The sequence below is a fragment of the Cellulomonas septica genome, from assembly GCF_012396155.1.
Lineage (GTDB): Bacteria > Actinomycetota > Actinomycetes > Actinomycetales > Cellulomonadaceae > Cellulomonas > Cellulomonas septica.
This window is the reverse complement of sequence record NZ_JAAXOY010000040.1, coordinates 1-11,253: the sequence shown is the minus strand read 5'-3', so window position 1 is coordinate 11,253 and position 11,253 is coordinate 1. Positions and strand designations below refer to the sequence as shown.

The following is an 11,253-nucleotide window of genomic DNA, read 5'->3' as shown; positions in this document are numbered from 1 at the left end:
CGCCGGACGTGGCCCCGTCGGCGCGTGAGCGTGGGATGGCGGCGGCGGCACGCGAGTCGGCGGCCCGGTCGGCCGCGCGGCACGAGGTCGACGAGCCGTCGCCGGACGACCCGGACATCACGTCGTCGTCGCTGGTCGGCGCGCCGCTGGTCGCGCAGCTGCTCGGCGGGACCGTCATCGACGAGCAGTTCGACGACCCCCAGGGGTGAGTGCGCGCGGGTCGCTGCACCATGTCGAGGTCTGGTGCCGCGACGTGGCGTCGTCCGGCCCGTCGTGGGACTGGCTGCTCGGCGCGATGGGGTTCGTGCCGCGCGACACGTGGCGTGACGGCCGGAGCTGGACCGGGCCGGACGGTTCGTACCTCGTGCTGGAGTCGGGGCCGGACGTCGTCGCAGCGGCGCTCGAGCGGTGCCGGCCGGGCGTCAACCACCTGGCGTTCCACGGCGGCTCGCGCGCCGACGTCGACCGGCTCGTCGCGGCCGCACCGTCGCACGGCTGGACGCTCCTGTTCGCCGACCGGCACCGGTTCGCCGGCGGTCCGGCGCACTACGCGGCGTACCTGGAGGACGGCGACGGGTTCGAGGTGGAGGTCGTGGCGCGCGGCGACGCGTGACCTGCGGCACCACCGGGGTGTGCCCGCCACACCGTAGGCTGGGCCGCGTGTACGAGGGCGCGGTCCAGGACCTGATCGACGAGCTCGGGCGGCTGCCCGGCGTCGGTCCCAAGAGCGCTCAGCGCATCGCGTTCCACATCCTCGCGGCGGACCCGGCCGACGTGCGCCGGCTGTCGGACGCGCTCGTCGAGGTCAAGCGCCGGGTCCGGTTCTGCGAGATCTGCGGCAACGTCGCGCAGGAAGACCAGTGCCGCATCTGCCGTGACCCGCGCCGCTCGCCGACGACGCTGTGCGTGGTCGAGGAGCCGAAGGATGTCGTCGCGATCGAGCGGACCCGCGAGTTCCGCGGGAAGTACCACGTGCTCGGCGGGGCCATCAACCCGATCGCGGGCGTCGGCCCGGACGACCTGCGCATCGCGCAGCTCATGACGCGGCTCGCCGACGGCACGGTGACCGAGGTGATCCTCGCGACGGACCCGAACGTCGAGGGCGAGGCGACCGCCACGTACCTGGCGCGCCTGCTGGTCCCCATGGGCCTGACGGTGAGCCGGCTCGCGTCGGGCCTGCCGGTCGGCGGGGACCTGGAGTACGCGGACGAGGTCACGCTCGGGCGGGCGTTCGAGGGACGACGGCGCATCAGCGCCTGACGCGGCCCGGCGACGGGACGCGAGGACGGGGAGGGGTGGTCCGATGGACACCGTGAAGGCGACGACGGCGGACGCCGACCTGCTGGAGCTGGCGCGCGCGGTCGCGGACGAGTCCCGCAGCTACCTGACGACGGTCACGGAGGTCGCGGCGGGGACGACGCCCGAGGCGACGCTTCCGCTGCTGCTGCTCGCGGTGTCGGACGTGCTCGCGGTGGGTGCGCGGCTGGGCGCGACGACGGACGTCGTGCCGGCGGAGCGCTTCGAGCCGGACCGTGGCCCGGACCCGGACGTCGACCCGCTGCGCGCGGCGCTCGCGAACGTGTTCGAGGGCATCGACGAGTACGCCGAGGTCGTCGACCCGCTGGTGACGCCCGAGCTCGAGCAGTCGTCGGTGTCGGGCGACCTCGTCGCGATCGCACAGGCGCTCGCGCAGGGGCTGCGGCACTACGAGGCTGGCTCGGTGACCGAGGCGCTGTGGTGGTGGCAGTTCTCGTACCTGTCGGACTGGGGCGAGCGCGCGTCGGGCCTGCTGCGCGTCATCCAGACGATGCTCGCGCACCTGCGTCTCGACGTGGACGACGACGTCGCCGCCGAGGCGGAGTACGACGCCCTCCAGTCCTGACTGTTCTAGTACCTAGGTGCTAGTTTTGTCGGTATGAAGACGGTGCCCCTGACGATGCTCAACCAGCATCCGTCGCAGGTCGTGAAGATGGTCGAGGCGGGCGAGACCGTCCAGGTCACGCGGCACGGTCAGCCCGTTCTCCGGCTCGTGCCCGAGCCGACCGGTCAGGACCCGCTCGCCGGGCTCGAGGCCGCCGGGCTGCTCGCGGCCGCGCGGTCGCCACGACGCGCGCCCCGGAGGAGCGGCCCGCTCATGACGCCGGAGGCGGCCGACGCCGCCCTGGCCGACCTCTCCGCCGACGCCGGTGCCTGAGGTCGTCTACGTCGACTCGTCGGTCGCGGTCCACGTCCTGGTCGGGACAGCGTCCGCCGTCGACTGGTTCGACGCCCGTGTCGACGCCGGCGACCGCCTCGTGTCGTCGCGCCTCCTGGACGTCGAGGTCACCCGCTTCCTGCGCCGCACGGGGCACGACCTCGCGGTCGCCGACTTCCTGCGCGACAGCCTCGCCTTCCTCAGCGTCGACGACGCGTTGCTCCGCGAGGCGGCCGCGATCCCGGCAGTGCTCAAGACGCTCGACTGCCTGCACCTCGCGTCAGCGGCTCGCATCGGGCCGGGCCTCGTCACCGTCGTGACGCACGACGACGCGATGCGGCGTGCCGCCGACGCGATGGGCTTCGCGACCGACGACCCCGTCTGAGTCCCGCCGTCAGGCGACGCGGGTGCCGCGGGCCAGGTGGTGCTGCGGGACGCGGAGGCGGCGGACGGCGACGGCGAACCCCGCGGCGCCGAGCAGCACGTGCAGCGCGAGGCCGAACGGCCACACGGGTGTGGTGTTGTGGCTGGCCGTCGAGTCGGCCGGGCTGGCGTCGTCGATCCAGCACCAGTCCTCGACGGCGGGGGGCCCGTCGCGCAGGTCGCGGACGCCTTCGCGGATCGCACCGAGCGGCTCCGACGGCGGCGTGACCGTGTCGGCCGTCGCGGGCACGGCGTCGGCGACGATGACGAACGGGTTCGCGCCGAGCAGCCACCACGTCCGTTCGGTGTGCGCGACCATCGACTCCTGCGTGAACTCCTCGCACTCCATGAGGGAGGACGTGACCTCCTGCTGCGGCACGCCGTAGACGCGCACGTCCTCGGTCGCCGTGACCATGGGCATCGTGAGCCCGAACAGCATGGGCGTGAAGACGGTGAGCCCGGCGACGGTGAGGAACGTGAGGACGGTCGAGCCGGCGGTGCGCGACACGAGCGCCGACCAGCCGAGGCCCATCCCGCAGACCGTCGCGAGCAGCAGCGCGACGAGCAGCAGCCCGCCGAGCAGCGACGTCGGGGGCGTGTCGCCGAGGAACAGGGTGAGCACGAGGAACGGGATGCTCGCGACGAGGAACGCGCACGCGGCGGCCCAGGCGGCGAGCAGCTTGCCGGCGGCGATCTCGGCGGGCGTCAACAGCGTGACCTGCAGGGTCGCGAGCGTCCCGGCGGCGCGGTCGCCGTTGATCGCGGTCGACGTGAGGGTCGGCGTGACGAGCAGGCCGAGGCCGAGCACGAGCATCGTGACTGCGCCGAACGCGATCGCGCCGCGCTCGAGGCCCTGCTCGTCGATGGTCCCGATGGCGCCCGTGACGAGGAACGTCAGCGCACCGACGACGAGGAACCAGACGACGAGCGCGACGACCCACCGGGTCGACCGGACCCGCTGACGCAGCTCGAGCGCGGCGACGGTCCGCACGCCGTGCCACGTCAGTCCCCAGGTCGCGGAGCGGGGACCCGAGGGCGCGGGCGGCGGGGTGGTGTCGGCGGCGTCGTCGAGGTCGACGGGGGTGACGCTCATCGGCGCTCCTCCTCGAGGTCCAGGTAGGCCTGCTCGAGCCGGCCGACGACGGGCGCGTAGGACGTGACGTCGACCCCGGCGGAGACGGCGGCGCGCAGGACGCGGGCGGCGTCGGCGTCGTCGGTGACGTCGACGAGCACGCCCGTGGGCCGGTCGGGCGCGGTCTCGACCGTCGGGCCGTCGGGGCGCCACGTGACGCCGGCGGTCGCGAGCCACGCGGCGAGCGGGCCGGCCGCGAGCACCTTGAGGTGGAACGTGCGCGTGGTCGTCGAGGCGGCGTCGGCGGACCACGAGTCGACGACGGTGCGGCCCTTCGACAGGAAGACCGCGTCGTCGGCCATCTCCTCGAGCTCCGACAGCACGTGGCTCGAGACGAGGACCGTGCGGCCCTCGTCGGCGAGGCGCCGCAGCAGGAGCCGCAGGTCGACGCGCGAGCGCGGGTCGAGGCCGCTCGCGGGCTCGTCGAGCAGCAGGACCTGCGGGTCGTGCACGAGCGCCCGCGCGAGGCCGAGGCGCTGCTTCTGCCCGCGGGACAGGACGCTCGCGGGCCGGTCGGCGAACTCCGACAGGTGGACGGTCGCGAGCAGCTCGTCGACCCGCTCGTCCGCCTGTGCCTTCGGGAGCCGGTAGGCGGCCGCGAACGTGCCGAGCACCTCGCGCGCGGTCAGCGAGTCCCACGTGCCGAACGCGTCGGGCATCCAGCCGGTCCGGGCACGTGCGCCAGGCCCGTCGGTGACGGGGTCGTGACCGGCGACGAGCACGCGCCCCTCGTCGGGCACGAGCAGGCCGGCCAGGACGAGCAGCAGGGTGGTCTTGCCGGAGCCGTTCGGGCCGACCAGCGCGGTGACCGCACCGGCGCGGGCCCGCAGGTCGACGCCGTCGAGCGCCTGCACGGTCCCGAACGCGCGCCGCAGACCCTCGACGACGATCCCGTCGGTGCTTGCCGGGGGCGGCGTCGTGGCCGGTGCCGGTGCGCCCGTGGGCGGTGGTGGCGGCGGACCGTCGCCGGGGGTGTCGTCGTCGACGGCGCTCGTCATGCGGACACCGTAGGACCGGCCCTCGACGGTGCGCGGCCGTTCGGGTGGAGGAACGGTGGAGGTCGTCGACCGTCACCCGGACGCCCCGCTGACCTGGACCGCCGTGGCACCCGGCCGTCCGACGGCACGCACGGGACGACCCCGCCCTGACGCCCGCTGCCTCGTCCGCGGCGGTCGTCCTGGCGGGGTCGTCGTCCCCCTCCGTGCGTGGGGGGTCTCAGCAGCCCAGGCGGGAGCCCGCGACGGCCACGTCGTCGAACCACAGCGTGTCCGCGCCCTCGCCGTAGCTCTCCCAGCCGAGCCGCAGGTCCGTCGGGCGCGGTGCCCAGGCCGTCCGGTACCACTGCCCGTCGACGTCGTGCGTCGGCGTGCCGTCCGCCGTCAGCCCGGTCACCGCGGTGCCGTCGAGCCACGTCGCGAGCCGTCCGGCGCGGTCCACCTGCACCTCGACGCAGTGCCACGACGACGTCGGCAGCGGCCGGCTCAGCGCGACGCCGTTGGGCGACTGCTCGGGCAGCGTCGCGTCGTCGGACGCCCGGTTCCACTGCAGCGCGCCGTTCTGGCCGCCCATGCGCAGGTCACGGTTGCCGTCGCCCGCGTCGCGCATCGCGAGGAACGTCGTGTGCGACGTCGGCAGGGCCGTCGTGTGCCGCACCCAGTACCGCAGCCACACCTGCGACAGCCCGCTCAGGTCCGCCGACGCCTTCGCGAAGACGTGGTTGCAGTAGCCCGCGGCGCCGACGACCTTGAGCGACCGGCTGCCCGAGTGCGCGATCGACGTGTCGACCTCGACGCGACCCTGGCCCGAGCAGTCGGGCGTGACGACGCTCCACGATCCCGAGGGCGTCGTCGACGTCTGCGACTCCAGGCCGTCGCAGAACACCGCGCTGCCGCAGCCGACCGCGGTCGGGGTGGGCGTGGGCGTCGGCTCGACGGTGGGGGTGGGCGTCGGGGTCGGGGTCGGTTCGATGGTCGGCGTCGGGGTCGGCGTCGGCTCGACCGTGGGGGTCGGCGTCGGCGTGACCGTCGGCGTCGGGGTCACGGTCGGCGTCGGGGTGACCGTGGGCGTCGGCGGGGTCGTCGGACGCCCGTCGCACGGGACGCCGTTGACGGCGAAGTCCGACGGTGCCGTGTTCGCCCCGGACCACGACCCCTGGAGGCCGAACGACGCCGTGCCGCCCGACGGCACGTTCCCGTTCCACGCCGCGTTCCGCGCGGTGACGCGGTTGCCCTCGGACGTGACGGTGGCGTTCCAGGCGCCCGTCACCTGCTGCGAGCCCGGCCAGGTCCACGTCACGGTCCACGACGTGAGCGGTGTGCCCGTCGTGAGGCGGACGTCGGCGGTGAATCCGCCCGGCCACGTGTTGTTCGTCCAGGTGACGGCGCACGCCGCGACCGCCCCGGACGCGCGCGACGCCTGCGCGACGAGCGTCCCGACGACCGCGAGGAGCACGACGACGAGCGCGGCGAGCACCAGCCGGCCCCGGCCGCGCACGACTGCGATGGACATGTCCGGTCCTCTCCGACGCCGCCCTGCGACGGCCGCCGCGTCGTCGCGTCGACCGTGGCGCGCGACGGTCCGCGGCGCCCCCTGCTGCGTCGCCGGGAAGCCTGCACCGCGCCGCCCCCGACCCGTCACCCCCTCAAACGCTTCACCTCCCGTCAGGCCGGATCTTCGATACCGACATGGATGCCGTTCCGGGCGCACGAACGGCACCCATGTCGGTATCGGCGGCACGGCCGTCGCCGCCGGCCCGGCGCCGAAGGATGGAACGGGTTTGCTGCGCGACGGGGCGCGTGCCTACGCTCCGGCGAACCACAAGGAACCCGGCGGGCCGTTGAGAGAGACGGAGGCCGGCGACAGATGGAGCAGGCACGTGGCACTTGTCGTGCAGAAGTTCGGCGGATCGTCGGTAGCGGACGCCGCCAGCATCAAGAGGGTCGCCAAGCGGATCGCGGCGGCCAAGCGAGCGGGTGACGACATCGTCGTCGTGGTCTCGGCCATGGGCGACACGACGGACGAGCTCATCGACCTCGCCCAGCAGATCACCCCGCTGCCCCCGTCGCGGGAGATGGACATCCTCCTCACCGCGGGTGAGCGCATCTCGATGTCGCTGCTCGCGATGGCGATCAACAACCTCGGCGTGAAGGCCAAGTCGTTCACCGGCCAGCAGGCGGGCGTCATCACCGACGCCGTGCACGGCCGGGCGCGCATCGTCGACGTCGTCCCGCACCGCATCCGGGAGACGATCGAGCGCGGCCAGGTCGCGATCGTCGCGGGCTTCCAGGGCGTCACGTCCGACACGAACGACGTGACGACGCTCGGTCGCGGCGGGTCGGACACGACGGCCGTCGCGCTCGCGGCGGGGCTGGGCGCCGACGTCTGCGAGATCTACACCGACGTCGACGGCGTCTTCTCGGCGGACCCGCGGATCGTCCCCGCGGCGCGCAAGCTGGACCGCGTCTCCTACGACGAGATGCTCGAGCTCGCCGCCAGCGGCGCGAAGGTCCTCGTCCTGCGGTGCGTCGAGTACGCGCGCCGGTACGGGGTCCCGGTGCACGTCCGTTCGTCCTTCTCGACCCACACCGGCACGCTCGTGACGAACGAGCCGGCGCCCGACAGCCCCGAGGGAGCAGCAGTGGAACAGCCGATCATCGCGGGCGTCGCGCACGACCGCTCCGAGGCCAAGATCACCGTCGTCGGCGTGCCCGACGTGCCGGGCAAGGCCGCCCGGATCTTCCAGGTCGTCGCCGGGTCCGGCGTGAACATCGACATGATCGTCCAGAACGTGTCCGTCGCCGCGACGGGCCTCACGGACATCTCGTTCACGTTGCCCGCGTCCGACGGCGCGACCGCGACCGCCGCGCTGTCCGAGCACCAGCCCGACATCGGCTTCACGTCGCTGCAGTACGACGACACGATCGGCAAGCTCTCGCTCATCGGCGCGGGCATGAAGTCGCACCCCGGCGTGTCCGCGAAGCTGTTCGCGGCCTTGTCGGACGCCGGGATCAACATCGAGATGATCTCGACCTCGGAGATCCGGATCTCCGTGGTCACGCGGGCCGACAGCCTGGACGACGCGGTGCGCGCGGTCCACACGGCGTTCGACCTGGACGCGGACCAGCAGGAGGCAGTCGTGTACGGAGGGACGGGACGATGAGCGGGCTCACCGTGGCGGTGGTCGGGGCGACCGGCCAGGTCGGGAGCGTCCTGCGGCGCCTGCTCGACGAGCGGAACTTCCCCGTCGGGACGATCCGCTACTTCGCGTCGGCGCGCTCCGCCGGCACGACGCTGCCGTGGCGCGGCGCCGACGTCGTGGTCGAGGACGTGGCCACCGCCGACCTGTCCGGCATCGACATCGCGATCTTCTCCGCCGGTGGCGGGACGTCGAAGGAGCACGCGCCGCGGTTCGCGGCGGCCGGGGCGGTCGTCATCGACAACTCGTCGGCGTGGCGTCGCGACCCCGAGGTCCCGCTGGTCGTGTCCGAGGTCAACCCGGGCGCGCTCGACGAGACCGTCAAGGGCATCATCGCCAACCCCAACTGCACGACCATGGCCGCGATGCCGGTCCTCAAGGTGCTGCACGAGGAGGCCGGCCTGCGCCGCCTCGTCGTGTCGACCTACCAGGCCGTGTCGGGTGCGGGCCTCGCGGGCGTCGCCGAGCTGGCGGGCCAGATCCAGGCGGCGGCGTCGCAGGACATCGCGGCGCTGACCCACGACGGGTCCGCCGTCGAGTTCCCCGCGGCGGAGAAGTTCCCGCGGACGATCGCGTTCGACGTCATCCCGCTGGCCGGGTCCATCCAGGACGACGGGTCGTACGAGACCGACGAGGAGCAGAAGCTTCGCCACGAGTCCCGCAAGATCCTCGGCATCCCCGACCTGCTGGTCTCGGGCACGTGCGTGCGCGTCCCGGTGTTCACGGGCCACTCGCTGTCGATCAACGCGGAGTTCGAGCGGCCTCTGTCGCCCGAGCGCGCTCGCGAGCTGCTCGCCGACGCGCCGGGCGTGCAGCTCGACGACGTCCCGACGCCGCTCGCCGCCGCAGGCGCCGACCCGTCGCTGGTCGGCCGCATCCGCCAGGACGAAGGCGCGCCCGAGGGTCGCGGCCTGGCCCTGTTCGTCAGCAACGACAACCTCCGCAAGGGCGCCGCGCTCAACGCCGTCCAGATCGCCGAGCTCGTCGCGGCCCGCCTGACGGCCACGACCCCCGCCTGACCCGCCCGCCCGGCGGTCGCCGGTCCGCCCTCACACCACGGCGCACGCCCCGGACCCCCGGAGCGTGCGCCGTCGTGTGCTCGGGCGTGACGATCCGAGGACGGCCCGGGACTGGTGACCGCTCCGCCTGTCGGAGCGGTGCCGAGACCCGGGTCGGCGGTCGCCGGCGGCGGTGGGGCAGGTGACGGCCCAGGTCATGTGCGTCGCCGAGCGCGACGGGAGGCCCGTCAGGACGTCCAGGGGTCGACGAGCGGGATGTCGAGGTCCGCGAAGTCGCGGGTGTTGCGGGTCGCGAGCGTCGCGCCGTGCACGGCGGTGACGGCGGCGATCATCCCGTCCTCGACGCTGAGCGGCCGGCCTGCCGCCCGGCGGTGCTCTCTCATGACGGCGTAGCGGCGGGCGGCCGCGGCGTCGTACGCCAGGACGCCGGACGCGTGCGTGGCCAGCAGGGTCTCGATGGCAGCGGCCAGGCCGGTCCGGCGGCGGCCCTCCGGAAGCAGTCCGACGCCGACCAGCAGCTCGCCGACGCTCACCGCGGTGATCGCCACCGGCTCGTCGACGGCGGCCAGCCACGCGAGGACGCGCTCGTCCGGTGCGGCCCGCAGCGGCTCGGACAGGACGTTCGTGTCGAGGACGATCACGTGAGGTCGACGTCGCGCGGCGCGCTGCGCTCAGGCAGCGGCAGGTCGTCGCCGCGGAAGCCCTCGGACATGCGCAGCCAGTCGCTCACGAGGTCGTCGGACGCGACGGCGGCGCTCAGGATGGCCCGCGCCTCGGCCTCCATCGAGCGGCCGTTGCGGGCCGCGCGCAGCTTGAGCCGCTTCTGCACCTCGGGGTCGAGGTGTCGCACGGTGACGGTCGACATGGTCGCCCCTTCCGACAACTGCCAGCAATGCTAGCGACGGCAGTCAGCCGGCGGGGTCGATGGGGAAGTTCTGGTCGAAGGCGTGGTCCGGGTCGTACGTGCGCTTGAGCGCGCGGAGGCGGTCGAGGGTCGCGGGAGGGAAGGCGTCGAGCAGGCGCTCGGGGCGCGGGTCGGTCTCGAAGGACAGGTAGAGGCCGTCCATGTGCGGGTACGCGAGGCGGTCCCACGCGTCGTCGAGGCCGCTGCGGTCGAGGCGTCCGGCGAACGACGTCACCGAGAACTCCTGCGAACGGTGGGCGTAGGCGGTCGCGGACGCGTCGACGTCGTGCACCGCACCGCCGGTGGCGCGGAGCTGGAGGAGCGACGCCTCCCCGCTCAGCAGCAGGTCGCCGAGCGCCGCCCCCGCCGCGTCGGTCATCCGGGGGAGCAGGCCGGAGCGTGACACGGGCGGGGCGCCGCCGTCGTGGTGCTTGGACACCGGGCCGATGATCCCGGCGTAGGGCGTGACCTGGGCGCGCTGCTGGAGGACGGGCGCGACGTCGAGCATCGGCTCCAGCACCTCCACCGCAGCCGCGGTGTCGGACGACGCCCACACCGTCATGGCCTGGGCCATCGGCCCGCGGTCGCGGCCACCCGCGGACAGGTGGAGGAACGACGTGAGCTCGCGCGGCGCGTCCTGCACCAGTGCGCCCCAGCGAGACACGAGCGCGGCCGGGTCGGTCGCGTCGAAGACCATCTGCGCGAACACCACGTCGGGCACCTCCGACGCCTCGATCTCGACCGCCGTCACGACGCCGAGGTTGCCGCCCGCCCCGCGCAGGCCCCAGAAGAGGTCCGGTTCGGCAGAGGCAGACACGACGTGCACCGAGCCGTCGGCCAGCACGACCTCGTACGCGAGGACGTGGTCGATGGTCAGCCCGTGCAGCCGCCCGAGGAGCCCGATGCCGCCGGTCGTGGCGAGCCCGCCGACGCCCACGCCGCCGTAGTCGCCGGACGAGATCGCCCACCCGCGCCGCGCGATCGCGGACGCGACGGCTCCCCAGGTGGCACCGGCGCCGATGCGGACCCGCCGCGCAGACTCGTCCAGCACCTCGACCGACGACAGCCGCTCGAGGTCGAGCACCACGCCGCCGTCGTTGGTCGACCGCCCGGAGATGCCGTGGCCCCCGGACCGGACGGCGAGAGGCCCGCGCTGCCCGCGCGCGTACGTGAGCGCGGACGCGACCTCCGCGGTCGTCGACGGGCGCAGCACGAGCCCTGGCGCACCCCGGCGCATGTACGTCGACCGCACCTCGGCGTACCGGCGGTCGCCGGGCTCGACGGCCTCGACCCCCGCGGGCACCGCGTCGTAGTCGATCCCGTCGACGCGCTTCGCGAGCGCGGCGGCCGACCGGACGGGACCGGTCGCCGTGCCGGCGACCCCGC

Annotated in this window: 14 protein-coding genes; 8 read left to right on the top strand and 6 right to left on the bottom strand. The window is 74.1% G+C overall.

The genetic code is table 11. The annotated features are described in order from the left end of the window. The 6 genes from HGA02_RS03415 to HGA02_RS03390 all read left to right on the top strand — a co-directional run. Positions 1–209 (top strand): hypothetical protein (locus HGA02_RS03415; protein ID WP_168677599.1); only part of this gene is annotated, 209 nt, incomplete at its 5' end. After that, positions 206–613, top strand: a complete 408-nt coding sequence (locus HGA02_RS03410; protein WP_168677597.1) for a VOC family protein — start codon at positions 206–208, stop codon at positions 611–613. The genes HGA02_RS03415 and HGA02_RS03410, both read left to right, overlap by 4 nt. A 47-nt stretch (positions 614–660) precedes the next feature. Further along, positions 661–1,260, top strand: a complete 600-nt coding sequence (gene recR / locus HGA02_RS03405) for a recombination mediator RecR (RefSeq protein WP_124341671.1) — start codon at positions 661–663, stop codon at positions 1,258–1,260. Between the two features lie 43 nt (positions 1,261–1,303). Further along, on the top strand, positions 1,304–1,882 hold the full coding sequence (locus HGA02_RS03400; protein ID WP_168677595.1) for a DUF5063 domain-containing protein: 579 nt from the start codon (positions 1,304–1,306) through the stop codon (positions 1,880–1,882). A 33-nt stretch (positions 1,883–1,915) separates the two neighbouring features. After that, entirely contained in the window at positions 1,916–2,194 is a 279-nt protein-coding gene (locus HGA02_RS03395; RefSeq protein WP_168677593.1) for a type II toxin-antitoxin system Phd/YefM family antitoxin, read from the top strand. Beyond that, entirely contained in the window at positions 2,187–2,579 is a 393-nt protein-coding gene (locus HGA02_RS03390) for a PIN domain-containing protein (RefSeq protein ID WP_168677591.1), read from the top strand. The genes HGA02_RS03395 and HGA02_RS03390 overlap by 8 nt, the downstream gene beginning before the upstream one ends. Before the next feature lie 9 nt (positions 2,580–2,588). On the opposite strand, the gene HGA02_RS03385 is transcribed toward HGA02_RS03390, so the two are convergent. The 3 genes from HGA02_RS03385 to HGA02_RS03375 all read right to left on the bottom strand — a co-directional run bounded on the left by HGA02_RS03385 (position 2,589) and on the right by HGA02_RS03375 (position 6,257). Next, positions 2,589–3,710 carry an ABC transporter permease gene (locus HGA02_RS03385; protein ID WP_168677589.1) on the bottom strand — a complete coding sequence of 374 codons (1,122 nt, stop codon included), beginning with the start codon at positions 3,708–3,710 and terminating at the stop codon, positions 2,589–2,591. Beyond that, positions 3,707–4,747, bottom strand: coding sequence for an ABC transporter ATP-binding protein (locus tag HGA02_RS03380; RefSeq protein WP_168677587.1), 1,041 nt, complete (start codon positions 4,745–4,747; stop codon positions 3,707–3,709). Before HGA02_RS03380 ends, HGA02_RS03385 begins: the two co-directional genes overlap by 4 nt. A gap of 217 nt (positions 4,748–4,964) precedes the next feature. Beyond that, the gene (locus tag HGA02_RS03375) at positions 4,965–6,257 is read right to left on the bottom strand and encodes a cellulose-binding domain-containing protein (RefSeq protein WP_168677585.1); all 1,293 of its coding nucleotides are present in this window, start codon (positions 6,255–6,257) and stop codon (positions 4,965–4,967) included. Between the two features lie 367 nt (positions 6,258–6,624). On the opposite strand from HGA02_RS03375, the gene HGA02_RS03370 reads away from it, so the two are divergent. Next, complete coding sequence (locus HGA02_RS03370; protein WP_124341676.1) at positions 6,625–7,908, top strand: aspartate kinase; 1,284 nt, start codon at positions 6,625–6,627, stop codon at positions 7,906–7,908. Beyond that, entirely contained in the window at positions 7,905–8,963 is a 1,059-nt protein-coding gene (locus HGA02_RS03365) for an aspartate-semialdehyde dehydrogenase (RefSeq protein ID WP_168677583.1), read from the top strand. Before HGA02_RS03370 ends, HGA02_RS03365 begins: the two co-directional genes overlap by 4 nt. Before the next feature lie 227 nt (positions 8,964–9,190). Here HGA02_RS03365 and HGA02_RS03360 read toward each other — a convergent pair whose 3' ends face one another. The 3 genes from HGA02_RS03360 to HGA02_RS03350 all read right to left on the bottom strand — a co-directional run. Beyond that, positions 9,191–9,604, bottom strand: a complete 414-nt coding sequence (locus HGA02_RS03360) for a PIN domain-containing protein (protein ID WP_168677581.1) — start codon at positions 9,602–9,604, stop codon at positions 9,191–9,193. Next, the gene (locus tag HGA02_RS03355) at positions 9,601–9,828 is read right to left on the bottom strand and encodes a FitA-like ribbon-helix-helix domain-containing protein (protein ID WP_168677579.1); all 228 of its coding nucleotides are present in this window, start codon (positions 9,826–9,828) and stop codon (positions 9,601–9,603) included. The genes HGA02_RS03360 and HGA02_RS03355 overlap by 4 nt, the downstream gene beginning before the upstream one ends. Positions 9,829–9,871: 43 nt before the next feature. Beyond that, on the bottom strand, positions 9,872–11,253 hold a 1,382-nt coding region (locus HGA02_RS03350; RefSeq protein WP_168677577.1), incomplete at its 5' end, for an FAD-binding oxidoreductase.